The organism is Cupriavidus sp. SZY C1, from assembly GCF_032190535.1.
Taxonomy (GTDB): Bacteria; Pseudomonadota; Gammaproteobacteria; order Burkholderiales; family Burkholderiaceae; genus Cupriavidus; species Cupriavidus pauculus_C.
In genome coordinates this window covers 814,264-839,004 of the sequence record NZ_JAUANU010000001.1, presented here as the reverse complement: position 1 = coordinate 839,004, position 24,741 = coordinate 814,264, and the positions used below count along the sequence as shown (strand labels likewise).

The following is a 24,741-nucleotide window of genomic DNA, read 5'->3' as shown; positions in this document are numbered from 1 at the left end:
GACGAATCAGGAGGCTTCATGCAACGTGTCGATCGTATCGATGACGCGGTCTCGCTGCCCGAACTGACACTGCGCGGCATCATCCTCGGTGCGCTGATCACCGTGGTGTTCACCGCGTCCAACATCTACCTGGGGCTGAAGGTGGGGCTCACGTTCTCGTCGGCCATCCCGGCCGCCGTGATATCGATGGCCGTGCTGCGGCTGTTTCCGCACGCCAACATCCTCGAAAACAACATGGTGCAGACGCAGGCTTCGGCCGCGGGCACGCTGTCTTCAATCATCTTCATCCTGCCCGGGCTGGTCATGCTGGGCCACTGGCAGGGCTTTCCGTTCTGGCAGACGCTGGCCATCTGCGCGGCCGGCGGCATGCTGGGCGTGATCTTCAGCATCCCGCTGCGCCACGCCATGGTGGTGCAGAGCGACCTGCCGTATCCCGAAGGCGTGGCCGCGGCTGAAATCCTGCGCGTGGGCAGCGCCAGCCAGGCCGCGGGCGGGCGGCAGCAGGGCACCGGGCTGGCGGACCTGATGGCCGGCGGCGTGGCGGCGGGGCTGTTCAGCTTTGCGGCGGGCGGGTTGCGCGTGCTGGCCGAGGGCGCCAATGCGTGGCTGGCGGCGGGCGCGTCGGTCGTCCGGCTGTCGATGGGGTTCTCGCTGGCGCTGGTGGGTGCCGGCTACCTGGTCGGCATCGTCGGCGGGCTGGCGATGCTGCTGGGGCTGGTGCTGACGTGGGGCGTGGCGGTGCCGTGGCTGACGGCCATCACGCCAATGCCGGCCGGCGCCACGCTGCAGAGCTTTGGCACGTCGATCTGGAGCACGCAGGCGCGCTTTATCGGCGCCGGGACGATCGGCATCGCGGCGATCTGGACGCTCGGCACGCTGTTCAAGCCGATGGTGGAGGGCGTGCGCGCGTCGATGGGCGCGCTGCGCGGCGGCGCGGCGGCCAACGGCGGGCAGGTGCCGCGCACGCAGCGCGACATGCCGGCGGTGTGGATCGGCATCGTGACGCTGGTGCTGCTGGCGGTGCTGGCCGTCACGTTCGGCTACTTCCTTGCCCCCGCGCCGCTGGACCGCGCCGCGATGTGGAAGCTGGTGGCCTGCGCGGTGCTGTTCGCGTTCGTGTTCGGATTCCTGGTGGCGGCGGCCTGCGGCTACATGGCCGGCCTGGTCGGCTCGTCGGCCAGCCCGATCTCGGGCATCGGCATCATCGCGGTCATCCTGGTGTCGCTGCTGATCCTGGGGCTGGGCACACTGGACGGGCTGCTGGACACGCCCGAGGGCGGCAAGTTCGCGATTGCGCTGGCCATCTTCACCACCTCGGCCGTGGTGGCCGTGGCGTCGATCTCGAACGACAACCTGCAGGACCTGAAGACTGGCTGGCTGGTGGGTGCCACGCCGTGGCGCCAGCAGGTGGCGCTGCTGATCGGCTGCGCCGTGGGCGCCGCCGTGATCCCGCCCGTGCTGGAGCTGCTGTACCACGCGTACGGCTTTGCGGGCGCGCTGCCGCGGGCGGACATGGACCCGAACGCCGCGCTGGCCGCGCCGCAGGCCACGCTGATGACAGCCATCGCCACCGGCATTTTCACGCACCAGCTCAACTGGACGATAATCCTGATCGGGGTGGGGCTGGGCGTGGTGCTGATCGCCATCGACGAAATGCTGCGGCGGCGCGGCGGCACGGCGCGGCTGCCCGTGCTGGCCGTGGGCATCGGCATCTACCTGCCGCCGACGATCAGTTCGGCGCTGGTGGTGGGCGCGGTGCTGGCCTGGGCGCTGAACCGCGCGCAGCGGCGCCGGGCAGAGGCGCGCGGCGACGATGTGCAGGCCGTGCTGGCGCACGCCGAGCGGCGCGGCACGCTGCTGGCGTCGGGGCTGATCGTCGGCGAGAGCCTGGTGGGCGTGGCGCTGGCGGCCATGATCGGGCTGTCCGGCAAGGAAGCCCCGCTGGCGCTGGTGGGCGAAGGGTTTGCCGTCACGGCGCAGTGGCTCGGGCTGGCGGCGTTCGTGCTGGTCTGCGCGGGGTTCTGGCGGCGGGTGATGGCGGCCCGCTGAGCGTCGCGCCGGCTGCCACGCCGGTGGCGGCCGGCCAGGGCGGCCCGGGGGTCAGTCGTCCGGATCCTCGGGCAGCTCGGGCGACGAATCGCCGGGCTTGCCGCCGATCACGTATTTTTCGGACGCCCATGCGCCCAGGTCGATCTGCTTGCAGCGATCGGAGCAGAACGGGCGGAACTTGTTTTCCGGCACCCAGGCAACATCCTTGCCGCAGGTGGGACATTTGACGACGGCTGGCATCGTGGTGAACTTCAGAAATTGCAGAGCTTGAGCAGGAACGGGATGTCCGCATCGACGGAGCGCGGCCGCATGTCGCCGTCCTGCTGGGTAAAGCGCACCCAGAGCATGTACTTGTTGGCGCTCATTTCCGGGATGAAGGCCAGCAGCGACTCGTCCAGGTAGACCTGCATCAACTGGTAGCTGCGGCCGGACAGCATCTGCTGATAGCTGCCGCCCGTGGCGATGACCTTGCCGCTCTGGCCCGACTCGCGCAGCAGGCGCAGCACGATGGTGGCGCCCATGCGCAGCGACGCCAGCGGGCGCGCCCACTTCAGGATATCGGCGCGGCGGTCCTCGGCGGGACGGTGTTGCCACGCGAAATAGGCGGGCAGGTCGAACTCGCAGGTGCCGCCCGGAATGATCGCGCGGCTGCGGATGCTGGTGAGCCACTCGTTGTCGGTCAGCAACTGGCCGGCCTTGCCCACGGTCTGGTTCAGCGCCGCGATGCCCTGTTCGATCTCGGAAATGACGCTGACCAGCGCGTCCTGGTCGATCTGCGGGTTGGCCCGCAGCGGCGCCAGGGCCTGGCGCTGGCGCTCCAGTTCCTTGATCAGGTCAGTCTTGAGATCGGCGCGGCCGGCCACGTCGATGATCTCGAAGATCGTCGTGATGGCAACGTGGTGCTGCAGCGGATGTTCCTGCCCAAGGAAATAATCCAGCCGATCGAACAGGTCTTCCAGGCGCAGGAGCGTCCTGATGCGTTCGTTGAAAGGATATTCGTACAGGATCAAGTCGGTATCCGTGCTGCGCGCCGAATGGCGGTGGTTTCAGTCGAGGGCGCCCGCAGGCCAGCCGGTGCCGCCGCGCACGCTTGAGGGAGGTCCGAGGCGGCGCAAAGGCCGTCAGCCGTCACTTGGCGCGCCATCTCCGGCATGTTTCAGCGCATTCTATGCGAGTCGGCGCCCGAGGACAAATCGAATGTTCCCAAGGTGGCCCGTAACAAACGTGGCCGGGCTACGCGCTGGCCGACAGCGACCGGTACAGCGTGTCGAGCCGCGCCACCTGCGGTGCCAGGGCTTCGGGCGGGCCGTCGTTGTCGACCACGTCGTCGGCCACGGCCAGCCGCGCCGCGCGCGTGGCCTGCCGGTTCATGATGGCCTGTACCTGTTCGCGCGTGAACCCGTTGCGGGCCATGACGCGCGCCACCTGCGTCTCTTCCTGGCAGTCCACCACCAGCACGCGGCCAACCCGCGCGCGCCACGTGCCCGATTCCACCAGCAGCGGCACGACGTAGATCAGGTACGGATGCTGGCCGGCCGCCCGGATCGCGGCGGCGCGCGACGCGGTGAGCTGGCGGATCAGCGGATGAGTGATGGCTTCGAGCCGGGCCTTGGCGGACGGGTCCGAGAACACCAGCCCGCGCATGGCGTCGCGGTCCATCGCGCCGTCGGCACGCAGGCAGCGCGGGCCAAAGGCTTCCACCAGCGGCGCGATGGCCAGGCCGCCGGGCGCGGTGATCTCGTGGGCGAGCAGGTCGGTATCGATCAGTGCGGCGCCGCGGGCGGCAAACAGGTCCGCGACGCGCGTCTTGCCGGAGCCGATGCCGCCGGTCAGGCCGATTTCCAGCATGGAGCGAAATCCTTCGGTGGGGATGGCGCCCACGATACCAGCTTTGCGGGCGCCGGCTGGCCGCTACAGGCCGGCCAGCAGGTCCAGCGGCAGCAGGTCGCGCCCGAGGAACATCACGACCAGCCCCGCGCCGGCAATGTACGGCCCGTACGGGAACGGCGTCTCCCGGCCCTTGCGCTGGACCAGCAGCATCAGCCCGCCAATCACGGCGCCGACGATGGACGACGTCAGGATCAGCGCCGGCAGCGCCTGCCAGCCAAACCACGCGCCCAGCGCCGCCATCAGCTTGAAGTCGCCGTGACCCATGCCGTCGTGGCCACGGACCAGCGCGTAGACGAGGTTGACCAGCCAGAGCACCAGGTAGCCGGCCGCCGCGCCGATCACGGCGTCCGCCAGCAGCGCGAAGTAGCCCTGCAGGTTCAGCAGCAGGCCCAGCCACAGCAGCGGCAGCGTGATCTGGTCCGGCAGCAGCATCGTGTCGGCATCGATCATGAACAGCGCCACCACGGCCCAGACCATGACGATGGCCGCCAGCGCCTGCACCGACGGCCCGAAGTGCCAGGCCGCCAGCGCGGTGAGGACGCCCGTCACCGCCTCCACCAGCGGATAGCGGACGCTGATCGGCGCCTTGCACGCCGAGCACTTGCCGCGCAGGAACAGCCAGCTCACGACCGGCACGTTCTCCCATGCCGCGATCTTGTGCCCGCAATGCGGGCAGGCCGAGCGCGGCACCATCAGGTTGTACCGGTCGGGGTGCGGCAGCGGCTCGCCGCGCACCTCCGCGATGTAGTTGGCTTCCTCGCGATCCATCATCCGGGGCAGGCGATGGATCACCACGTTGAGAAAACTCCCAACCAGCAGGCCGAGCAGGCCGGCCACCGCGATCAGGAAGACCGGCGGCCAGGCCGCCAGCGATGCCAGCGTGGCGACGCCACCCGGGCCAAATGCAGCTTGCATTGCGTTACACCTGTCGTTGCGCCGTCCTCAGACCACCTGGCCCAGCTTGAAGATCGGCAGGTACATGGCCACGACCATGCCACCGATCAGCACCCCGAGGATGACGATGATCAGCGGCTCGATCAGGCTGGAGATGGCCGCCACGGCGTCGTCCACCTCGCGCTCGTAGAACTCGGCCACCTTCAGCAGCATGTTGTCCAGCGCGCCCGATTCCTCGCCGATCTGCGTCATCTGCAGCACCATGTTGTCGAACACGTGCGTGGCCTGCATGGCGTTGGTCAGGCTGGTACCGATCCGCACGGCCTGCTCGATCTCGCGCGTGGCATCGTAGTAAATCCAGTTGCCAGCCGCGCCCGCTACCGATTCCATCGACTCCACCAGCGGCGTGCCGGCCGCGAACATCGTGGCCAGCGTGCGGGTCCAGCGGGCCACCACGGCCTTGCGGAACAGGCTGCCGAAGATCGGCATCTTGAGCAGCGCCTTGTCGTGCCAGCGCTGCACCTTTTCCGATGTCTTGCGCGCCCGGAAGTAGCCGATGATCGACAGGATCGGCCCCCCGACGATCAGGTACCAGTACTCGACGAAGAAGTCCGAGATGCCGATCACCACCTGGGTCGGGGCGGGCAGGGCGGCGCCAAAGCTGGAGAACACGCCCTTGAACGCCGGAATCACGAACAGCATCAGCACCACGGTCACCGCGAACGCCACGGTCAGCACGGCGATCGGGTAGATCATCGCGGACTTGATCTGGCTTTTCAGCGCGATGCTCTTTTCCATGTACAGCGACAGCCGCTCCAGCAGCGCATCGAGGATACCGCCCTGTTCGCCGGCGTCGATGAGGTTGCAGTAGAGTGTGTCGAAGTACCGGGGTTGCCGGCGGAACGCCTGCGCCATGCTGCTGCCAGACTCGATGTCGAAGCGGATGTCGTTCAGCAGTTGCGTGAAATTCGGGTTGGCATGGCCGCGCGCGATGATGTCGATCGACTGCAGCAGCGGAATGCCCGCCTTGAGCATCGTCGACAGCTGGCGCGTGAAGTACGCGATGTCCTTCTCGGTGATCTTCTTGCCGCGCGCCGCCTTGCGCTTCTTCATCTTGACGACGGTCAGCCCCTGCTTGCGCAGGGTGGCGGTCACCTCGGCCTGGCTCTCGGCCCGCTGCTCGCCCTTGAAGCCCTTGCCCTTGCGGTCCTTGGCTTCCCATTCGAAGATGTACTGCGTGGGCGCCTTTCGCCCTGTCTTGGCCCGCGACGGCGCTGCCGTCCGGGCGCCCGCCGCTGGTGCGCGCGTCGCCATGATATGACCCCCGATGTCTTGCTATTGCTATTGTTTTGCGGCGCCGCACCGGGTGCGTGCGCCATGTGCGCGGCCTGCCCAACGCAAGGACTGCCCGGCCGCGCGCCCGGCTGTCCCGTTCCAACCCGTCAGTTGTTCGTGGTCGCCAGCACTTCCTCCAGCGACGTGATGCCCTGCTTGACCTTCTGCAGCCCGGCGTCGCGCAACGATAGCACGCCCTCCTTGCGCGCCTGCTCGGCGATCTGCAGCGCCGTGCCGTGCGCCAGGATGATCTGCTGCATCGCCTCGGAAATCGGCATGACCTGGTAGATGCCGCAGCGCCCCTTGTAGCCGCTGCCATTGCAGCGCTCGCAGCCCACCGGGTGGTAGGGCTTCCAGGAGCCGTCGATGTCGGCCTCGGTAAAGCCCGCGTCCAGCAGCACCTGCGGCGCCAGGTCGCCCTCGCGCTTGCACGAGCAGAGCCGGCGCGCCAGCCGCTGGGCGGTAATCATCAGCACCGACGACGCGATGTTGAACGGCGCCACGCCCATGTTCATCAGGCGGGTCAGCGTGGTCGGGGCGTCGTTGGTGTGCAGCGTGGACAGCACCAGGTGGCCGGTCTGCGCAGCCTTGATCGAGATGTCGGCGGTTTCCAGGTCCCGGATTTCGCCAACCATGATGATGTCCGGATCCTGCCGCAGGAACGACTTCAGCGCGGCGGCAAACGTCAGCCCGGCCTTGTCGTTGACGTTCACCTGGTTGATGCCGGGCAACTGGATTTCGGCCGGGTCCTCGGCCGTGGAGATATTGATGTCGCCCTGGTTCAGCATGTTCAGGAACGTGTAGAGCGACACGGTCTTGCCGCTACCCGTGGGGCCCGTGACCAGCACCATCCCGTAGGGGCGCTTGATCACTTCCATCAGCAGTTCCTTCTGCCTGGGCTCGTAGCCAAGCTGGTCGATGTCGAGCTTGTCGGTCGACGAATCCAGGATCCGCATCACGATCTTCTCGCCGAACAGCGTCGGCAGCGTCGAGACGCGGAAGTCGATGGCCTTGTCGGTCGTCTCCTTGCCGTCCTTGTCCTTCGGCACGGCAATCAGCAGCTTCATCCGGCCGTCCTGCGGCACGCGCTTTTCCGAGATGTCCAGCCGCGACAGCACCTTGATGCGGGTGGCGATCTTGTCGCGGATGTCCAGCGGGGGGCGCGCCACTTCCTGCAGCACGCCGTCCACGCGGAAGCGGATGCGGTAGAAGAACTCGAACGGTTCGAAATGCAGGTCGGAGGCGCCGCGGTTGAACGCCTCGGTCAGCAGCTTCTGCAGGAACCGCACGACCGGCGCGTCGTCGATCTCGTTGCCCGGCCCCTTGCGGGCGGCGGCCGCGGCCGACGGATCGTATTCGATCATCTTCTGCGCGGTGGGCGTGACCGGCGAGATGTTCTTCATGGTGCCCAGCGCCTCGCCGGCCGCCCGCACGTGCTTCATCAGCTTGTCGTGCTCCACCACGACCGTTTCCACGGGCAGGTTCAGCTTCTGGCGGATGGCCTCGACGCCGGCCTGGTTGGCCGGGTCCGACATCGCCACGATCACCCGGTTCTCGCGCCGGCCCAGCGGCAGCAGCCGGTGGGCGTGGAATTCCCGGTTGCCGGCCAGCGCCGGTGGCACGCGGTTGAGGTTGTACTGGGACAGGTCCAGCAGCGGCAACTGGTACTTGTCTGCCGCGAAGATTGCCACGTCGTGCGCGGACATCGTGCCGCTGCCGATGATCTCGTCGATCAGCTGCGTTTTCTTCTCCCGTGCCGATTGCTCCAGCTGGGCGAGCAGCGCGGGCGCGATCCGCCGGCTCTGGGCAAGCGCAAGACCTAGTGTCATGGCGAAATACGGTGCAAGGGGCGCAGGCTGCCGAAGGCTGGTGGGAAAACGGCGGGCGGCGCGGTTGACTGCGGCGGGACGGCACAGGCCGGAGCTCCCGGATCGGGGCAGTTTGCCGCCGGGGTCACTTTTTGTAAAGCCAGCCCGCGCGCGCGTTGGCGTTTGCGCGACACGGCTGCAACCCTACTTGCGCGGGGGGAGGGGAATGGCGTGGGAACGGGCGCGCGCGACGGCGGCCGGAAAGCAAAAAAGCCGCACATGACTGTGCGGCTTTCTGCTGATACTGGCGATGCCCGGCGGTGCCGTGCATCGAAATCTGGTCGGGGTGAGAGGATTCGAACCTCCGGCCTCTACGTCCCGAACGTAGCGCTCTACCAGGCTAAGCTACACCCCGATTTCTGTTGCTTCCTTTGCCGTGCCGACGGTGCGTTGTCAGCAGCAAAGAACAAAATTCTAGCGGCGTTTCCTGAGGTTGGCAAGCGCCTTTCTCAAGAAAATCGACCGATCGCCGTCAGCTCTGGCGCTGGAGCGAGAACGCGCACAGTTCGATCAGCGTGTTCTTGAGCGGCGAATCGGGGAATTGCATCGCGGCGCGCTCGGCGGCCTCGGCCTCGTGGCGGGCGGCGGCGAACGTCACCTCCAGCGCGCCGCTGGCGTGGATGGCCGAGAACACGGCGTCGAAGTGCTCGGTGCCGCCCTGCACGATGGCGTCGCGCGCCAGTTCGCGCTGCTCGGCCGTGCCGTGCTCCAGCAGGTGCAGCAGCGGCAGGGTGGGCTTGCCTTCGCGCAGGTCGTCGCCGGCGTTCTTGCCCATCTGCTCGGCGCTGGCCGTGTAGTCGAGCATGTCGTCGATGAGCTGGAACGCGGTGCCGATGCGCCGGCCGTACTCGGCGGCGGCTTCCTCCATCGCGGCGTCCGCGCCGGCCAGCACGGCGCCCAACTGGGCCGATGCCTCGAACAGCTTGGCGGTCTTGTAGCGGATGACCTGCAGGTAGCGCTCGACGGTGACGTCGGGGTCGTGCATGTTCAGCAGCTGCAGCACCTCGCCCTCGGCAATCACGTTCGTGGCGTTGGAGAGAATCTCCATGATGCGCATGCTGCCGGCGTCCACCATCATCTGGAAGGCGCGCGAGTACAGGAAGTCGCCCACCAGCACGCTGGCGGCGTTGCCGAACACGGCGTTGGCCGTCTGGCGGCCGCGGCGCAGTTCCGATTCGTCGACCACGTCGTCGTGCAGCAGCGTGGCGGTGTGGATGAATTCGACCACGGCGGCCAGCTCGTGGTGGCGGTGGCCCTCGTAGCCGAACGCGCGGGCCGACAGCAGCAGGATCACCGGGCGCAGGCGCTTGCCGCCCGCGCTGATGATGTATTCGCCGATCTGCTCGACCAGCGGGACTTCCGACGACAGGCGCCGGCGGATGACGGCGTCAACGGCGCGCATGTCGGCAGCGACCGGGGCAAGCAAGGCAGTGGCGGAAGACTGGGACAAGATGAGATCACCGTTTCGGGAGGGTAGGAGGAGCCCATTGCTAGACCCCTCCCCCCTAAGAACCGTACGTGCGAGTTTCCCCGCATACGGCTCAAGCCTCTACAAAATGTATGAGTTATTCAAACACCGGCTTCACTGCGACTCTTCCGTAGTGATGAACCTGGACATGGCAGTCGGGATGTACCAGTACACGATTGCTTAGAGCGTCGGACCCACCTACTACTCTGGGTTCGATGTGATGGTCATGCCACCCGGTCTCTTTGCTTATCGCGCTGTGACACACCGCGCACAAGCCTCGCTGGGACATGAACAGCTTTGCCCACTGCTTCCGGTACGCCATGCTTTCTGCCATGCGTTCCTGTCGCAGCGTTTCGCCATACATTTCCTGCGCTGGGTCGAAAGGGTTGTAGTCCCCCCGCACCTTCTTGTGCCTCCGGATTGGCGTACTCGGGATCGAATACAGTCCTTTCCAGTAGCGTTCGCCAGCCTTGTTCACTTCCGTGGAACCGAACACCCAATTCCGATCATCGATTGATGCGAAATATTTCTTTCGCACCCAGTCAACTTTCTTTCTTCGATGTCGCCGTTTTGCCCACCGCCACAGAGCCCTAAAAATCAGGTGCTCCATTCTGGTGAACGTCGCCTTCGCAACCACTGGGCTGTGATACTGCGCCCAGCCCCTAAGCATCGGGTTCAGCGTTTGGACTAGGTCCGCCTGCTTTCGCCCGCTGTGAGCACTGATGACCTCCTTCACCTTGCAATAAAACGTTTGTGCGTTCTTCTTGCTCGGTTTGATGAGCAGGGTTCCCGAGTACTTCCGGAAATTCCACCCAAGGAAGTCAAAGCCTTCAGCGATGTTGACGATTCGCGTTTTCTCCGTGGACAGCGAAAGCCCCCTTGTTGCTAGGAACTGTTCCACCCACGGCTTCACTTCGTTTTCTAGGACTGCCGGCGTGTAGCCGGTGATCACGAAGTCATCCGCATACCGTACGACATTCACTTTCAACTTCTTAGTATTGGTTACTCCCAGCTTTGCCCGTAGGGACTCGACCAGTTGTTGTTCCAACCCATTCAGTGCCACGTTAGCCAAGGTCGGGGAAATGATGCCCCCCTGTGGTGTTCCAGCGTCGGTCGCCTGAAACTGGCCTTGAAATACCACGCCAGCTTTCAACCACTTCCGCAGGATTGCTTTGTCCATAGGGACATTGCGTTCCAGCCAGTCGTGGCTGATATGGTCGAAACACCCTTTGATATCCGCTTCTAGGATCCATTGGGCCGAAGCCTTTCTGGATAAGTTGACGAATAGCTGGGACATGGCATCCGCCGTGGATCGATTGATCCGGAACCCATAGGAGTTCGGATCGCTCGTCCCTTCGGACACTGGTTCCAGCGCCAGCAGATACAACGCCTGCATGGCTCTGTCCAACATGGTCGGAATACCCAGAGGGCGTTCCTTCCCGTTGGCTTTGGGGATAAAGACCCGCCGTAATGGCATGGGCCGATACCCCCGGCGCTTCAACCGCCCAATGGCTTCCCATCGGGCTTCAGGCGATTTCCACTTTTCGCGGTCGACTCCTGCCGTCCGCGCACCTTGGTTCATCGCCACTCGCCTTACCGCCGATGCTTTGGCGGAAAACGAGCGGGTCAGGGATCGTTGCAGGGCTTTCACCCGGCGCCAATCCCCTTCCTGTGTTGCCTTCGCAATTCGAATCTGCATTGCCCGAACATTCCGATCAACGCGGCGCCAATTGATGTCGCCCCATCGTTGCGGGATGCCGGAGGGCGCAGATTCATCCTCTCGGATCAATGCTTCCATGCTGCTCTCCTATCTTGAGGACTTCCCCAAACAGCAGAGACAACATGCCCCCTTGGGGGCATGTCACCCCCCAAGGGAAGAAAATTAAACAAGCGAGTTCAGTCAGCCGCCTTGCGACGAAAGACCAGTTGGAAGTCTGCTCGCTTTCGCGTGGGATGATGTTTCAATCCCTATCCGGACCATTACAGCCTGGCGTTCGCTTTCTCCAACCTCCCATGCCCGCACAGCCAACAGCGTTCCTTACGGTTCGCCTGCCTGAGTCAAACTGCACTCCGGCAGCCATACGGGCTTACCACGTTCCCTGCGCATTACACGACTGGGTTAGGGCCTGCCTCTCCGCCGGTGGTCATACTAGCGACGTGTCCCGAGTTTTGAGCGGGGCATCCGACCACGTACCTTTTGGTTAGTGCCTATCAGCAGCTTTGGCACCGCAATCCTTACGACGTTTATCAGCAGTTCACTGCGTTACCCATACCAGCCAGCCCGCACCTCGACCCCTTTGCTGCTTGGAGCCTTTACATCCCCGCCTCACGGCATGGACGCACCCTTACGGGGGCAGCGTTGTCAGAAGAGCTTCACACCCCACCGTTACCAGTGACGCATGTCTCCCTAGGCTACTGCTAGTCGCATAGCAGGTTCTCTATCGAGGCACCCTCGCGGGTGTATTCGACCGAACCATAACGCGCAGAGCTATACGCTCCGGGAAACCTCACTTCATTACTTCAGTGCCTCCGTGCTGGCAGGCGCTTGACAACAGACGGGCTCTTACGAGCGCATGGCCTGTGTCCCAAAGAACGTAGCGCCGACCCTATTGGGTCGGCTTAAATGCTATGTAGCGAACACGCAGCGAAACTGCCGCTGCATGTCCATCCGCACCCTCCGGGGAGAGCGCGTACTGCAAAGACACCTGCCCAAAGGCAAGCGTCCCCGCCTTTGGGCAATGGCTGGAAATCCATCCAGCAAATAGCAAGCTGCGATTTAGCCGATACGCTGGCCTTGCCGCAACACATGGACTCGCTCCAACCTTGCGGCTGGGCTTGTCAAAGCAAGAAATGGTTGAGATTGGACGGTTCAGGCCGAGGCTTTCCCCTTGTCTCAACGAAAGGTCGATGCTCCTTACGTTGGAGCTACCCGGACACGAGTGTGCGTGTCGCACCAAAACCGGTGGATTATATGCGATGCGCATGTACCATGGCCGAAGCCTGCATCGCGGTGGAAGGGAATGTCAGGAGGGCGCGCCGCGCCGTGCCGCACCTATAATGCCGCCATGGACAAGCCCCAAGCCTCACGACGGCATGTCCGCCGCACCGCCTGGTGGGTGGCGTTTGCTGCCCTGGCCGGGTTCCTGCTGGCCGACCTGACCTGACGCCTCGCGCGCTTCACGAAGTGCGCCGCCCGCCGCAGCCATCGCCCGGCGGGCTATCTCGTTGTTTTCTTTGCGCTTTTCCGTAAACCGGTCTATAATCGCCGGTTCCTTCGGTTGCGTTTCACGCGCAAACCGTCTGCGGCGCACGAAACGGCGCCGGCTCCGGGGCTCCCCGGGGCAGCATTCATCGTTTCAATCAACATCGAGAGGTTCGACAATGTACGCGGTCGTAAAAACCGGCGGCAAGCAATACAAGGTTGCTGCTGGCGAAAAACTGAAAGTAGAACAGATACCGGCTGACATTGGCGCAGAAATCACGCTGGACCAGGTGCTCGCAGTGGGCGCTGGCGACCAAATCAAGTTTGGTACGCCGCTGGTGAGCGGGGCTTCCGTCAAGGCTACCGTTATCGCCCAGGGTCGTCACGACAAGGTGAAGATCTTCAAGATGCGCCGTCGCAAGCACTACCAGAAGCGTCAGGGCCATCGTCAGAATTACACCGAACTGCGTATCGAAGCCATCGTGGCCTGAGCTCCGGCTCGGACACCCGTTTCATCGCACTAGGTCAACTGGAGTTAAGACATGGCACAGAAAAAAGGCGGCGGTTCCACGCGGAACGGCCGTGATTCGGAATCGAAGCGTCTGGGCGTGAAGGTGTACGGTGGCCAGGCCATCAACGCCGGCGGCATCATCGTCCGTCAACGCGGCACCCGCGTGCACGCTGGTGACAACGTCGGCGTGGGCAAGGATCACACCCTGTTCGCGCTGGTGGACGGCCACGTGCAGTTCGCCGTCAAGGGCCCTGCCAAGAAGCAGCAAGTCAGCGTCGTTCCGGCGGCCTGATACAGCCTTTGCAGCACGAAAGGCCCCGCAGCACATGCGGGGCTTTTTCTTTTGTGGCGCGATAGAATGGCGCCAGCCTCGCTGGCCGGCGTCCGCCGCCGCACCCACCTCGGATACCCAACATGAAGTTCATTGACGAAGCCCGTATCGAAGCGATCGCCGGCAATGGCGGCAACGGGAGCGCTTCGTTCCGGCGCGAGAAATTTGTGCCCTTCGGTGGCCCCGACGGCGGTGACGGCGGCCGTGGCGGCAGCGTGTTCGCGCAGGCCGACCGCAATATCAATACGCTGATCGACTACCGCTACGCCAAGAAGCACGTGGCGCGCAACGGCGAGAACGGCCGTGGCTCGGACTGCTACGGCGCCGCTGGCGAGGACGTCACGCTGCGCATGCCCGTGGGCACGCTGATTACCGACATGGACACCGGCGAGGTCATCGCCGACCTGACCGAGCATGGCCAGCGCGTGTGCCTGGCCGAGGGCGGCATAGGCGGCTGGGGCAACCTGCACTTCAAGTCGAGCACCAACCGCGCGCCGCGCCAGCAGGTCGACGGCAAGCCCGGCGAGCGCCGCATGCTCAAGCTGGAGCTCAAGGTGCTGGCCGACGTGGGCCTGCTCGGCATGCCGAACGCCGGCAAGTCGACGTTCATCACGCAGGTGTCGAATGCCCGCCCCAAGGTGGCGGACTACCCGTTCACGACGCTGCACCCGAACCTGGGCGTGGTGCGCGTGGACCACGAGCAGTCGTTCGTGGTGGCGGACATCCCCGGCCTGATCGAGGGTGCCGCCGAAGGCGCCGGGCTGGGCCACCAGTTCCTGCGCCACCTGCAGCGCACCGGCCTGCTGCTCCATATCGTCGACATCGCGCCGTTCGACGAGAACGTCGACCCGGTGGCGGAGGCCAAGGCCATCGTCGGCGAGCTGAAGAAGTACGACGAAACCCTGTTCGACAAGCCGCGCTGGCTGGTGCTGAACAAGGTGGACATGGTGCCCGACGAGGAGCGCGCGGCCCGCGTGAAGGACTTCATCAAGCGCTTCAAGTGGAAGGGGCCGGTGTTCCATATCTCGGCCCTGACCGGTGAAGGCTGCCGCGAACTGATCTACGCGATCAAGGACCACCTGGCCGCGATCAAGGCCGAGGAAGCCGCCGCGCTGGCCGAACCGGACATCCGGCTCGACGACCGCCTGCACAACGTCGACCGGGGCGGCGAACAGGCGTAAGCTGCCCGGCTCCCCTACAACAACCACGGCTCGGAGACAGGAACCCCGCCATGCAATCGGTCATCGCGCAGGCTAAACGTATCGTCGTCAAAGTGGGCTCCAGCCTGGTCACCAACGACGGCAAGGGGCTGGACCACGACGCCATCGCGCGCTGGGCGGCCCAGATCGCCAAGCTGCGCGGCACGGGCAAGGAGGTGGTGCTGGTCAGCTCGGGCGCCATCGCCGAGGGCATGCAGCGGCTGGGCTGGGCGCGCCGGCCGAAGGAAATCCACGAACTCCAGGCCGCGGCGGCGGTGGGCCAGATGGGCCTGGCGCAGGTCTACGAGAGCCAGTTCGGCCGCTACGGCATCCGCACCGCGCAGGTGCTGCTGACCCACGCCGACCTGGCCGACCGCGAGCGCTACCTCAATGCGCGCTCCACGCTGCTGACGCTGCTGTCGCTGGGCGTGGTGCCGATCATCAATGAGAACGACACCGTGGTCACCGACGAAATCAAGTTCGGCGACAACGACACGCTGGGCGCCCTGGTCACGAACCTGATCGAAGGCGACGCGCTGGTGATCCTGACCGACCAGCGCGGCCTGTACACGGCCGATCCGCGCAAGGACCCGAACGCCGAGTTCGTGCACGAGGCGCTGGCCGGCACGCCCGAGCTGGAGGCGATGGCGGGCGGCGCGGGCACGTCCATCGGCCGCGGTGGCATGCTGACCAAGATCCTGGCGGCCAAGCGGGCGGCCAAGTCCGGCGCGCACACGACGATCGCGTCGGGCCGCGAGGCCGACGTGCTGGGCCGGCTGGCCGCCGGCGAGGCCATCGGCACCCAGTTGCTGGCGCCCACCGGGCGGCTCACGGCCCGCAAGCAATGGATGGCCGACCACCTGCAACTGCGCGGCCGCGTGGTGATCGATGCCGGCGCGGTGGAAAAGCTGACGGGCGGCGGCAAGTCGCTGCTGCCGATCGGCGTGACCGAGGTGCAGGGCGAATTCGCGCGCGGCGAGGTGGTGGCCTGCGTCGATACCGCCGGGCGCGAGGTCGCGCGCGGCATCACCAACTATTCGAGCGCGGAGACGCGGCTCATCGCCCGCAAGCCGTCGTCGGAAATTGAATCGGTGCTGGGCCACCTGAACGAGCCCGAGCTGATTCACCGCGACAACCTCGTACTGGTCTGATACCGGCCCGCGCAAGAAAAAACGGCGAGTCCCGCAGGGGGCTCGCCGTTTTGCGTTGGGGCGCCAGGATCGGATCAGCGGCTCGGCGCGTACGCCTTCAGGTCGCGGATGATCTGTTCCGGCTTGCCCGCCACGGTGCGGCCTTCGCAGAAGTAATCGGTCGCCAGCGTCGCCGCGTAGGCGTTGCGGGCGCGGTTCTGCATCCGGATCCACATGTCGCGCGACTCGCCCAGGTTCGGCACCCAGGCCGTGGCGCCCTTGGGCAGCGTGGCGTAGATGCGACGCTCGAAGGCGTCGCAGCGCAGGCCCTCGTAGCTGACGTTGCGGCCGCCGCCGGCGCTGGTGATGACCACCGTGTAACGCACCACGCGGTCGACGCCGACCGAGATCGACTTCGGATCCACGGCAAAGCGGAAGTCCGACGAATCGTTGACCGAGAACGGGATCAGGTCCTCGTCGCGCGGCAGGGCGGGCAGGGCCGCCTCGGCTTCCTTGAACGGCCGGTCCTCGAACGGGTTCAGGAAGCCGCTGTCGGCCGCCTTTTCCTCTTCCTCGGGCAAGCCCTTGGCCGTGGTCTTGCAGCCGGCAAGCGCCAGGCACGCCGCTGCCAGCAACAGGCCGGAGCACAGGCTCCGGCCGCTGAAACTAGTCATCCATGACTCCGGTTGGTGGTCGCCGGCGAATCCGGCGTAAGAGAAGATTCCTGCGCACTGGCCGCGCCGCCGCTGGCCACGGGCCCGGCCGAGGCGGTGGCCTCGATGGCCGGCATGCCCGCCGCCTGCCTGGCCGGCCGCGCGCCGTCGCCGTGCCGGGCGTGCCCGACGTGGTGGTGCCCGTAGGGGCTCAGTGGCACGCGGGCGCGGTTCAGGAAGCGCGACAGCTCGGTCAGCGCCAACTGGTAGACCTCGCGCTTGAACTCGATGACGGCGTCGAGCGGCACCCAGTATTCGCTCCAGCGCCAGGCGTCGAATTCGGGATGGTCCGATGCGCGCAGGTGGATGTCGCAGTCGCGGCAAACCATGCGCAGCAGGAACCAGATCTGCTTCTGGCCCTTGTAATGGCCGCGGATCTCGCGGCGGATGAACTTGTCCGGCACCTCATAACGCAGCCAGTCGCGCGTGCGACCGACAATCCTGACATGCTCCGGAAGCAGGCCGACTTCTTCTTGCAGCTCCCGATACATGGCCTGTTCCGGCGTCTCGCCGTACTTGATGCCACCTTGCGGAAACTGCCAGGAGTGTTCGCCGATTCGCTTGCCCCAGAAAACCTCGTTACGTGCGTTGATGAGGATGATGCCGACGTTCGGGCGAAAGCCTTCACGATCGAGCATGACTGCACCTCGAATCCTTTAGAATTACGTCGATTATAAGGGATGCGCGCGCAACGGCCTGACCCCGGGAATGCTGGTTTTCCCGAGCAGATGGGCAGTTTCAGGCGCGTCTCCCCGGAACCGGAAGCCCTTTGCCGCCGGCCGGCGGCGCGGCCGCCGACGGCCCGCCACGACCCGCATCACGAGAAACCAACGGATGAAAGCCTCGCATTTCTTCATTTCCACCCTCAAGGAAGCCCCCGCCGACGCGGAAATCGTGTCGCACAAACTGATGATGCGGGCCGGCATGATCCGCAAGCTGGGCGCCGGCATCTACAGCTACATGCCGGTGGGCCTGCGCGTGATCCGCAAGGTGGAGAACATCGTTCGCGAGGAAATGAACCGCGCCGGCGCCGTGGAACTGCTGATGCCGGTGGTCCAGCCGGCCGAGCTGTGGCAGGAAACCGGCCGCTGGGACAAGATGGGCCCGGAACTGCTGCGCCTGAAAGACCGCCACGAGCGCGACTTTGCCGTCCAGCCGACGTCCGAGGAAGTGGTCACGGACATCGCCCGGTCCGAAATCCGCAGCTACAAGCAGCTTCCGGTCAATTTCTACCAGATCCAGACCAAGTTCCGCGACGAGCGCCGGCCCCGCTTCGGCATCATGCGCGGCCGCGAGTTCACGATGAAGGACGCCTACTCGTTCGACCGTGACGTGGACGGCCTGAAGGTGTCGTACCAGAGCATGTACGACGCCTACGTGCGCATCTTCCAGCGGTTCGGCCTGCAGTTCCGCGCCGTGGCGGCCGACAACGGCGCCATCGGCGGGTCCGGCTCGCACGAATTTCACGTGATCGCGGAGACCGGCGAGGACGCCATCGTCTACTGCCCGACGTCCGACTACGCCGCGAACATGGAAGCCGCCGAGGCCCTGCCGCTGGCCGCCGCGCGGCCCGCGCCGGCCGAGGACCTGACGAAGACGTCGACGCCCGGCAAGGCCAAGTGCGAGCACGTGGCCGAATTCCTTGGCATGCCGCTGGCCCGGACGGTCAAGTCGATCGTGCTGGCCACCGACGGCGACGCCGGCGTGCAGATCTGGCTGCTGCTGATCCGCGGCGACCACGAACTGAACGAGGTCAAGGCGTCGAAGGTGCCCGGCCTGGCCGAATTCCGATTCGCCACCGAGACCGAGATCGTCGACACGTTCGGCTCGCCCCCGGGCTACCTGGGCCCCATCGGCACGAAGAAACCGGTCAAGGTGGTGGCGGACCGTACCGTCGCCAACATGGCCGATTTCTGCTGCGGCGCGAACGAGCGCGACTACCACTACACCGGCGTGAACTGGGGCCGCGACCTGCCCGAGCCGGTGGCGGCGGACCTGCGCAATGTCGTGGCCGGCGATGCCTCGCCGGACGGCAAGGGCACGCTGGAAATCTGCCGCGGCATCGAGGTGGGCCACGTGTTCATGCTCGGCACCCGCTATTCGGAGTCGATGAACGCCGTGTTCCTGGACGAAAACGGCAAGACCCAGCCGATGCAGATGGGCTGCTATGGCATCGGCGTCACGCGCATCCTGGGCGCCGCCATCGAGCAGAACTATGACGAGCGCGGCATCATCTGGCCGGCGGCGATTGCGCCGTTCGCCGTGGTGGTCTGCCCGGTCGGCTACGACCGCAACGAGGCCGTGAAGGCCGAGGCCGACCGCATCCATGCCGAACTGCTGGCCGCTGGCGTGGACGTGATCCTGGACGACCGTGGCGAGCGCCCGGGCGTGATGTTTGCCGACTGGGAACTGATTGGCGTGCCGCACCGCGTGGTGGTTGGCGACCGCGGCCTGAAGGAAGGCAAGGTCGAGTACCAGGGCCGCCGCGACGCCCAGGCCACCCCGGTGGCCGTGGCCGACGTGGGGGCGCACGTGCGCGGCCTGCTGGCAAGCTGACCGCCGCCCCGAGCCCACGCGCCATGCCCGCCCAGCTTCTCCCCATCCGCCGCCCCCTGGCTGCCCTGGCCGCCGGCCTGCTGTGTGCCGTGCTGGCCACGGCGGCGCATGCCGGCGCGCAGAAGGAAGAGGCGCTGGCCGATTCCGTGCGCGGCGCGCTGGCCGCGGCCATCGCCGACAACCGGCCGGTCCGGCCGGTGTTTGCGTCGGGCGCCGAGCGGCTCGGCTACCTGAAATGGCTGGGCGAGATGTCGCGCCGGCTGGAAGCGCGGCTGCCTGACCCGCAGACGCGCGTGGAACTGATCGAAACCGTCTATTACGAAGCCAAGCGCGCCGGGCTGGAACCGTCGCTGGTGCTGGGCCTGGTGCAGGTGGAAAGCGGCTTCCGCAAGTACGCGATCAGCTCGGCCGATGCACGCGGGCTGATGCAGGTGATGCCGTTCTGGGTGCGCACCATCGGCGACGGCGACACACGCAAGCTGTTCCACCTGCAGAGCAACCTGCGGTACGGCTGCACGATCCTGCGCCATTACCTTGATCGCGAGAACGGCGACCTGTACCTGGCGCTGGGCCGCTACAACGGCAGCCGGGGCCGGGCCGAGTACCCGAACGCGGTGCTGGGCGCCTGGAAGCGCTGGCAGTATTCCGAGGCCACGGTGACGATTGCGGGCGATCCGGACGGCGCCGTGCCGGCCGCCACCGCGCCGGCGCGCCGCACGCTGCCGCCGGAGTCTCCCGCGCGCAACCCGTTTTCGCCGCAGCGGCTGACCAATCCGTCATGACCCGAGAATCCCGCGCGGGCTATCGCGCGACGTCCCCCGAGCTGGAGCAATGGCTGGCGCGGCATATCGAACAGGGTTTCGATGCCGAGGCGCTGGTGCTGTCGATGCTGCGCTCGGGCTACGACGCCACGTTTGCCCGCGATACCGTCAACGCGGCCCTGGGCCATCGCGCCCCGGCGCGGCAGGCCCCGGCGCCCGCGCCGACCGGCCCGCGCGGCGTGCCCCAGCCGCCGGCGGCCGCCCCGGCCGAGACCCAGGCGCCCACCGGCCGCAACGCGTTCCACCACGACGGCCGCGACGTGCCGATCCTGTTCGCGCTGGAAGCGCCGCGCATCCTGCTGCTGCAGAACCTGCTGGACGGCACCGAGTGCGACGCGCTGATCTCGCTGGCGCGCGACCGCCTGCACCGCTCGCCGGTGGTCAATCCCGATACCGGCGACGAGAACCTGATCGACGCCCGCACGAGCATGGGCGCGATGTTCCAGGTGGGCGAGCACGCGCTGATCCAGCGCATCGAGGCGCGCATCGCGGCTATCACGGGTTTGCCGGTCGACCACGGCGAAGGGCTGCAGATCCTGAACTACAAGCCTGGCGGCGAATACCAGCCGCATTTCGACTTCTTCAATCCGAACCGCGCCGGCGAGGCGCGCCAGCTCCGCGTGGGCGGCCAGCGCGTGGCAACGCTGGTGATCTACCTGAACAGCCCGCCCTCGGGCGGCGCCACGGCGTTCCCGAAGCTGGGCCTCGAAGTGGCGCCGGTCAAGGGCAACGCGGTGTTCTTCCGCTACAAGCAGGCCGATGGCACGCTGGACGAGCGCACGCTGCACGCCGGGCTGCCCGTGGAATCGGGCGAGAAGTGGATTGCCACCAAGTGGCTGCGCGAGCATCCCTACCGCAGCCAGGTCTGATCGAACCTGGGTAGCCGGCCCCGTCACCCGGTGTCTCCCTCCGGACGGCGGGCCCGTATCGGCGCTTTTCCTCCCAACTGTACCGGTACTGTATCGTGACGTGTCCCTAGACTGAGTGCCTGTTCCAGTCTTCGGAGTCCGCCATGGCCCTGTCCGCCACGCCCCAACTTGCTGCCAGCACCAGCGTGCTGCTGGCGTACAGCGCCTTCCTGCTGGTGTCGTCGATCACGCCCGGCCCGAACAACACGATGTTGCTGGCGTCGGGTGTCAATTTCGGCCTGCGCCGTACCGTGCCGCACCTGCTCGGCATCTCGATCGGGATGGTGGTGATGATCACGGTGGTCGGCCTCGGCCTGGGGTCGGTCTTCACGGCCCTGCCGTGGACGTGGAACGTGCTGCGCGTGGCCGCCACGGCCTACCTGGTCTGGCTGGCGTGGAAGCTGGCCACGGCCGGCGACCTGCAGGACCGCGAGGTGAGCCGGCCGATGACATTCCTGCGCGCGGCCGCGTTCCAGTGGGTCAATCCGAAGGCGTGGGTGATGGCGGTGGGGGCGTGCAGCGCCTATGTGCTGCATCCGAACATCTGGGTCAACGCGGCGCTGATGGCCGTGTTGTGCGGGATGGTGAACCTGCCGAGCATCACCACCTGGGCGGTGTTCGGCGCCGGCCTGCGCCGCTGGCTGGCCAATCCGCGCGTGCTGCGCTCGTTCAACGTGACGATGGCGCTGCTGCTGCTGGCATCGCTCTGGCCGATCCTGGGCGCGGCCCCGCACGGCGGCTGAGCCGGGCAGGGCAGTGGTGGCGGACGCCCGGGGCCGGGCGCCGGCGCCGCGTCAGACCAGCGCGCGGATGGCGCCGAGATTGCGCCAGTAGCCCTTGACGTCCATGCCGCAGCCAAAGACGTAGCGGTCCGGCACCTGGAAGCCGCAGAAGTCCGGGTGCATCGGCTTGGCCTTGGTCAGCGTCTTTTCGCACAGCACGGCGGCGTGGAATTCCCTGGCGCCCATGTCCATGATGCGCTCGCGGATGGCCGCCATGGTCTCGCCTTCGTCCAGGATGTCATCCAGCACCAGCACCACGCGGTCCTTGACCGATTCGCGCGGCGCCACGCGCCACTGCATCTCGCCGCCCACGGTCTTGTTGTTGTAGCGCGAGAGGTGGATGTAGTCGAATTCCAGCGGGAACTGCAGCTTGGGCAGCAGCATGCCCGTGAACACCACGGCGCCACCCATCACGGAAAGCACCAGCGGAAAGGCGTCGCCCATGCTCGCCGTGATGTCGCTGGCCATGCGGTCCAGCGAGTCCTGCACCTCCTGGGCGCTGACGATTTCCTCGGAGCTGGCCCAGAGTTCGCGGGCCTGTTCGGCGGTCATCATGATCGGTGTGTCCTGTTACGTGTCTTTTTTGCGGAAAGGGGCGGGAGCCGGCGGATCAGCGGTTGAAGAGGCCCTTCATGCCGCCCTTCATGCCGCCCATCTGGCGCATCATCTTCATCATGCCGCCGCCCTTCAGCTTCTTCATCATGCCCTGCATCTGGTCGAACTGGTTCAGCAGGCGGTTCACCTCCTGCACCGGCACGCCGGCGCCGGCCGCGATGCGGCGCTTGCGGCTGGCCTTGATCAGCTCCGGCTTGGCGCGCTCGGCAGGGGTCATGCTGTTGATGATGCCCTCCATGCGGCGCACCTGCTTTTCGGCCTGGTCCATGTTGGCGCCCTGCGCCTGCTGCGCGAACTGGGCCGGCAGCTTGTCGACCAGGCTGCCCAGGCCGCCCATCTTCTTCATCTGGCCGATCTGGGCCTTGAAGTCTTCCAGGTCGAAGCCGCCGGTCTTCTTGATCTTCTTGGCCAGCTTCTCGGCCGCTTCCATGTCCACGCCGCGCTGGGCTTCCTCCACCAGCGCGAGGATGTCGCCCATGCCCAGGATACGCTGGGCCATGCGGTCGGGATAGAACGGCTCCAGGCCATCCAGCTTCTCGCCCACGCCCACGAACTTGATCGGACGGCCCGTGATGTGGCGCACGGACAACGCGGCGCCGCCGCGCGCGTCGCCATCGAGCTTGGTCAGCACCACGCCGGTCAGCGGCAGGGCGTCGTTGAACGCCTTGGCGGTGTTGACGGCGTCCTGGCCCAGCATGGCGTCGACCACGAACAGCGTCTCGGCGGGCTTGATCTCGGCGTGCAGCGCGGCAATCTCCTGCATCATCGCCTCGTCGATACCCAGCCGGCCGGCCGTGTCGACGATCAGCACGTCGTGGTAATGCTTGCGCGCCCAGTCCAGCGCGGCCCGGGCGATGTCCACGGGCTTCTGGTCAGGCTGCGACGGGAAGAAGTCCGCGCCCACCTGCTCGGACACGGTCTTGAGCTGCGCGATGGCCGCGGGACGGTACACGTCGCACGACACGGTCAGCACCTTCTTCTTGCGGTTTTCCTTGAGCCACTTGGCCAGCTTGCCCGACGTGGTGGTCTTGCCCGCGCCCTGCAGGCCGGCCATCAGGATCACGGCGGGCGGCTGGACGTTCAGGTTCAGCTCGTTGACCTTGGCGTCGGCCACGGCGTCGTCGCCGCCGATGATGGCGGTCAGCTCGCGCTGCACCACGCCCACCAGCGCCTGGCCCGGCGTCAGGCTCGTGACGACTTCCTCGCCAAGCGCCTTTTCCTTGACGCGTGCGACAAATTCGCGCACCACGGGCAGCGCCACGTCGGCTTCGAGCATGGCAAGGCGCACTTCGCGCAGCATCTCGGCGGTGTTGGCCTCGGTCAGTCGGGCCTCGCCGCGCATGGTCTTGACGACCCGCGCCAGGCGTTGTGTGAGGTTATCCAGCATGGCAGAAAAGGGAGAGGATTCGGCTTGGAATGCGGGGGCGCAGCCGGCATGTCGGGGGCGTTGTGGCGGGAATCCATCGCCAGAACCACCCGTGATGGCACTAAGGTAAACTGCGCAAATGGCCATTGTACTGTATGCCTTGACGGCAATTCTCTACTGCGGCCTGGCCTTCCACGGCTGGGCGACGCGCAACCCGCAACTGGCGGCCGCCGGCGGGGCAGCGGTCGGGCCGCAGGGGCGCGCCGCGGCAATGGCCGTGCTGGTGCCCGCGCCCGTGCCGGGCGACGCGGCCGCCGGGCAGCCGGCCTGGTGGCACGCGGCGGTGCTGGCCGCGCTGGTCAGCCACGGCGTGCTGCTGCACGAGACCATCTTCCCGTCTGACCACATGATGTTCGGCTTTGCCTTCGCGCTGTCGGCCATGCTGTGGCTGGGCGTGGGCATCTACTGGATCGAAAGCTTCTTCTTCTCGCTGGCCGGCCTGGGGCTGATCGTGTTCCCGGTGGCGATGCTGGCCAGCCTGATGCCGCTGGCGTTTCCGGGCGCGCAGATCCTGGGCTATGCCGCGCGGCCGCTGTTCAAGCTCCACTTCGTGATTGCCAACGTGGCCTACGGGCTGTTCACGCTGGCCGCGTTCCACGCCTTCCTGATGCTGCTGGCCGAGCGCCGGCTGCACGGCTTCAACCGGCCGGCCGCGGGCGAGCCGGCGTCCGGGCAGTGGCTGGGCCGCTGGCTGGACCTGCTGCCGCCGCTGCTGACGCTGGAAAAGCTGCTGTTCCGGCTGATCGCGGCCGGCTTTGTGCTGCTGACGCTGACCATCGCGTCGGGCTTCCTGTTCTCGGAGCAACTGTTCGCCCGCGCGTTCCGGGTGGACCACAAGACCGTGTTCGCCGTCATCTCCTGGGTGATGTTCGGCGGCATCCTGGTCGGCCGGCGCTTCCGGGGCTGGCGCGGGCGCACGGCGCTGCGCTGGGTCATCGCGTCGTTCGCCATCCTGCTGCTGGCCTATGTCGGCAGCCGCTTCGTCATCGAGGTGGTGCTGCACCGGATCACCTGACCGGGCGCGCCGTCTTCTCTCGTACCGT

22 protein-coding genes and 1 tRNA gene are annotated in these 24,741 nt (G+C 66.4%); 10 read left to right on the top strand and 13 right to left on the bottom strand.

Annotated elements, in window-relative coordinates; genetic code table 11:
- The first annotated feature begins 18 nt into the window (after positions 1-18).
- On the top strand, positions 19-2,049 hold the full coding sequence (locus tag QTN24_RS03935) for an OPT family oligopeptide transporter (RefSeq protein WP_313835351.1): 2,031 nt from the start codon (positions 19-21) through the stop codon (positions 2,047-2,049).
- A gap of 51 nt (positions 2,050-2,100) precedes the next feature.
- Here QTN24_RS03935 and QTN24_RS03930 read toward each other — a convergent pair whose 3' ends face one another.
- The 9 genes from QTN24_RS03930 to ltrA all read right to left on the bottom strand — a co-directional run bounded on the left by QTN24_RS03930 (position 2,101) and on the right by ltrA (position 11,302).
- Complete coding sequence (locus tag QTN24_RS03930; RefSeq protein ID WP_313835350.1) at positions 2,101-2,289, bottom strand: DNA gyrase inhibitor YacG; 189 nt, start codon at positions 2,287-2,289, stop codon at positions 2,101-2,103.
- An 11-nt stretch (positions 2,290-2,300) separates the two neighbouring features.
- Positions 2,301-3,059, bottom strand: a complete 759-nt coding sequence (zapD, locus tag QTN24_RS03925; protein ID WP_124683217.1) for a cell division protein ZapD — start codon at positions 3,057-3,059, stop codon at positions 2,301-2,303.
- Positions 3,060-3,282: 223 nt separating this feature from the next.
- Positions 3,283-3,897 (bottom strand): dephospho-CoA kinase, encoded by a 615-nt coding sequence (gene coaE / locus QTN24_RS03920; protein ID WP_313835349.1) that lies wholly within the window; start codon positions 3,895-3,897, stop codon positions 3,283-3,285.
- Positions 3,898-3,960: 63 nt separating this feature from the next.
- Entirely contained in the window at positions 3,961-4,854 is an 894-nt protein-coding gene (locus QTN24_RS03915) for an A24 family peptidase (RefSeq protein WP_313835348.1), read from the bottom strand.
- 27 nt (positions 4,855-4,881) lie between these two features.
- Entirely contained in the window at positions 4,882-6,147 is a 1,266-nt protein-coding gene (locus QTN24_RS03910; RefSeq protein WP_124683220.1) for a type II secretion system F family protein, read from the bottom strand.
- A gap of 128 nt (positions 6,148-6,275) precedes the next feature.
- On the bottom strand, positions 6,276-7,997 hold the full coding sequence (gene pilB / locus QTN24_RS03905) for a type IV-A pilus assembly ATPase PilB (RefSeq protein WP_124683221.1): 1,722 nt from the start codon (positions 7,995-7,997) through the stop codon (positions 6,276-6,278).
- A 317-nt stretch (positions 7,998-8,314) separates the two neighbouring features.
- A tRNA-Pro gene (locus QTN24_RS03900) sits at positions 8,315-8,391 on the bottom strand.
- Positions 8,392-8,508: 117 nt separating this feature from the next.
- Complete coding sequence (ispB, locus tag QTN24_RS03895; protein ID WP_153947425.1) at positions 8,509-9,438, bottom strand: octaprenyl diphosphate synthase; 930 nt, start codon at positions 9,436-9,438, stop codon at positions 8,509-8,511.
- 163 nt (positions 9,439-9,601) lie between these two features.
- Entirely contained in the window at positions 9,602-11,302 is a 1,701-nt protein-coding gene (gene ltrA / locus QTN24_RS03890; protein ID WP_313835347.1) for a group II intron reverse transcriptase/maturase, read from the bottom strand.
- A gap of 1,583 nt (positions 11,303-12,885) precedes the next feature.
- Here ltrA and rplU point away from each other — a divergent pair.
- The 4 genes from rplU to proB all read left to right on the top strand — a co-directional run bounded on the left by rplU (position 12,886) and on the right by proB (position 15,898).
- On the top strand, positions 12,886-13,197 hold the full coding sequence (rplU, locus tag QTN24_RS03885) for a 50S ribosomal protein L21 (RefSeq protein ID WP_008647259.1): 312 nt from the start codon (positions 12,886-12,888) through the stop codon (positions 13,195-13,197).
- Between the two features lie 51 nt (positions 13,198-13,248).
- Positions 13,249-13,509, top strand: coding sequence for a 50S ribosomal protein L27 (gene rpmA / locus QTN24_RS03880; RefSeq protein ID WP_124683223.1), 261 nt, complete (start codon positions 13,249-13,251; stop codon positions 13,507-13,509).
- A gap of 122 nt (positions 13,510-13,631) precedes the next feature.
- Positions 13,632-14,729 (top strand): Obg family GTPase CgtA, encoded by a 1,098-nt coding sequence (gene obgE, locus QTN24_RS03875; protein WP_313835346.1) that lies wholly within the window; start codon positions 13,632-13,634, stop codon positions 14,727-14,729.
- Positions 14,730-14,779: 50 nt separating this feature from the next.
- Entirely contained in the window at positions 14,780-15,898 is a 1,119-nt protein-coding gene (proB, locus tag QTN24_RS03870) for a glutamate 5-kinase (protein ID WP_313835345.1), read from the top strand.
- A gap of 74 nt (positions 15,899-15,972) precedes the next feature.
- Here proB and QTN24_RS03865 read toward each other — a convergent pair whose 3' ends face one another.
- Both QTN24_RS03865 and QTN24_RS03860 read right to left on the bottom strand, forming a co-directional pair.
- Positions 15,973-16,551, bottom strand: a complete 579-nt coding sequence (locus QTN24_RS03865; RefSeq protein WP_124683226.1) for a CNP1-like family protein — start codon at positions 16,549-16,551, stop codon at positions 15,973-15,975.
- Positions 16,548-17,228: an RNA pyrophosphohydrolase gene (locus tag QTN24_RS03860; RefSeq protein WP_253699996.1), complete on the bottom strand. Its 681-nt coding sequence runs from the start codon at positions 17,226-17,228 to the stop codon at positions 16,548-16,550. The genes QTN24_RS03865 and QTN24_RS03860 overlap by 4 nt, the downstream gene beginning before the upstream one ends.
- Before the next feature lie 196 nt (positions 17,229-17,424).
- Here QTN24_RS03860 and QTN24_RS03855 point away from each other — a divergent pair, with 196 nt between their 5' ends.
- From QTN24_RS03855 to QTN24_RS03840, 4 genes are all read left to right on the top strand, one after another.
- Positions 17,425-19,146 carry a proline--tRNA ligase gene (locus QTN24_RS03855; RefSeq protein ID WP_313835344.1) on the top strand — a complete coding sequence of 574 codons (1,722 nt, stop codon included), beginning with the start codon at positions 17,425-17,427 and terminating at the stop codon, positions 19,144-19,146.
- 23 nt (positions 19,147-19,169) lie between these two features.
- The gene (locus QTN24_RS03850) at positions 19,170-19,928 is read left to right on the top strand and encodes a lytic transglycosylase domain-containing protein (protein ID WP_124683228.1); all 759 of its coding nucleotides are present in this window, start codon (positions 19,170-19,172) and stop codon (positions 19,926-19,928) included.
- On the top strand, positions 19,925-20,836 hold the full coding sequence (locus QTN24_RS03845) for a 2OG-Fe(II) oxygenase (RefSeq protein WP_313835343.1): 912 nt from the start codon (positions 19,925-19,927) through the stop codon (positions 20,834-20,836). The genes QTN24_RS03850 and QTN24_RS03845 overlap by 4 nt, the downstream gene beginning before the upstream one ends.
- Positions 20,837-20,979: 143 nt before the next feature.
- On the top strand, positions 20,980-21,618 hold the full coding sequence (locus QTN24_RS03840) for a LysE family translocator (protein WP_313835342.1): 639 nt from the start codon (positions 20,980-20,982) through the stop codon (positions 21,616-21,618).
- 51 nt (positions 21,619-21,669) lie between these two features.
- On the opposite strand, the gene QTN24_RS03835 is transcribed toward QTN24_RS03840, so the two are convergent.
- Complete coding sequence (locus QTN24_RS03835; protein ID WP_313835341.1) at positions 21,670-22,212, bottom strand: hypoxanthine-guanine phosphoribosyltransferase; 543 nt, start codon at positions 22,210-22,212, stop codon at positions 21,670-21,672.
- Positions 22,213-22,267: 55 nt separating this feature from the next.
- The gene (gene ffh, locus QTN24_RS03830; RefSeq protein ID WP_124683232.1) at positions 22,268-23,659 is read right to left on the bottom strand and encodes a signal recognition particle protein; all 1,392 of its coding nucleotides are present in this window, start codon (positions 23,657-23,659) and stop codon (positions 22,268-22,270) included.
- A gap of 118 nt (positions 23,660-23,777) precedes the next feature.
- Between ffh and QTN24_RS03825 the strand changes: the two genes are divergently transcribed.
- Positions 23,778-24,713: an inner membrane protein YpjD gene (locus QTN24_RS03825; protein WP_124683233.1), complete on the top strand. Its 936-nt coding sequence runs from the start codon at positions 23,778-23,780 to the stop codon at positions 24,711-24,713.
- Positions 24,714-24,741 lie beyond the last annotated feature (28 nt).

Coding starts and splice junctions, on each gene's coding strand:
- QTN24_RS03935 (WP_313835351.1), top strand. CDS start 19: ATGCAACGTGTCGATCGTATCGATGACGCGGTCTCGCTGCCCGAACTG.
- QTN24_RS03930 (WP_313835350.1), bottom strand. CDS start 2,289: ATGCCAGCCGTCGTCAAATGTCCCACCTGCGGCAAGGATGTTGCCTGG.
- coaE (WP_313835349.1), bottom strand. CDS start 3,897: ATGCTGGAAATCGGCCTGACCGGCGGCATCGGCTCCGGCAAGACGCGC.
- QTN24_RS03915 (WP_313835348.1), bottom strand. CDS start 4,854: ATGCAAGCTGCATTTGGCCCGGGTGGCGTCGCCACGCTGGCATCGCTG.
- QTN24_RS03910 (WP_124683220.1), bottom strand. CDS start 6,147: ATGGCGACGCGCGCACCAGCGGCGGGCGCCCGGACGGCAGCGCCGTCG.
- pilB (WP_124683221.1), bottom strand. CDS start 7,997: ATGACACTAGGTCTTGCGCTTGCCCAGAGCCGGCGGATCGCGCCCGCG.
- ispB (WP_153947425.1), bottom strand. CDS start 9,438: ATGCGCGCCGTTGACGCCGTCATCCGCCGGCGCCTGTCGTCGGAAGTC.
- ltrA (WP_313835347.1), bottom strand. CDS start 11,302: ATGGAAGCATTGATCCGAGAGGATGAATCTGCGCCCTCCGGCATCCCG.
- rplU (WP_008647259.1), top strand. CDS start 12,886: ATGTACGCGGTCGTAAAAACCGGCGGCAAGCAATACAAGGTTGCTGCT.
- rpmA (WP_124683223.1), top strand. CDS start 13,249: ATGGCACAGAAAAAAGGCGGCGGTTCCACGCGGAACGGCCGTGATTCG.
- obgE (WP_313835346.1), top strand. CDS start 13,632: ATGAAGTTCATTGACGAAGCCCGTATCGAAGCGATCGCCGGCAATGGC.
- proB (WP_313835345.1), top strand. CDS start 14,780: ATGCAATCGGTCATCGCGCAGGCTAAACGTATCGTCGTCAAAGTGGGC.
- QTN24_RS03865 (WP_124683226.1), bottom strand. CDS start 16,551: ATGACTAGTTTCAGCGGCCGGAGCCTGTGCTCCGGCCTGTTGCTGGCA.
- QTN24_RS03860 (WP_253699996.1), bottom strand. CDS start 17,228: ATGCTCGATCGTGAAGGCTTTCGCCCGAACGTCGGCATCATCCTCATC.
- QTN24_RS03855 (WP_313835344.1), top strand. CDS start 17,425: ATGAAAGCCTCGCATTTCTTCATTTCCACCCTCAAGGAAGCCCCCGCC.
- QTN24_RS03850 (WP_124683228.1), top strand. CDS start 19,170: ATGCCCGCCCAGCTTCTCCCCATCCGCCGCCCCCTGGCTGCCCTGGCC.
- QTN24_RS03845 (WP_313835343.1), top strand. CDS start 19,925: ATGACCCGAGAATCCCGCGCGGGCTATCGCGCGACGTCCCCCGAGCTG.
- QTN24_RS03840 (WP_313835342.1), top strand. CDS start 20,980: ATGGCCCTGTCCGCCACGCCCCAACTTGCTGCCAGCACCAGCGTGCTG.
- QTN24_RS03835 (WP_313835341.1), bottom strand. CDS start 22,212: ATGATGACCGCCGAACAGGCCCGCGAACTCTGGGCCAGCTCCGAGGAA.
- ffh (WP_124683232.1), bottom strand. CDS start 23,659: ATGCTGGATAACCTCACACAACGCCTGGCGCGGGTCGTCAAGACCATG.
- QTN24_RS03825 (WP_124683233.1), top strand. CDS start 23,778: ATGGCCATTGTACTGTATGCCTTGACGGCAATTCTCTACTGCGGCCTG.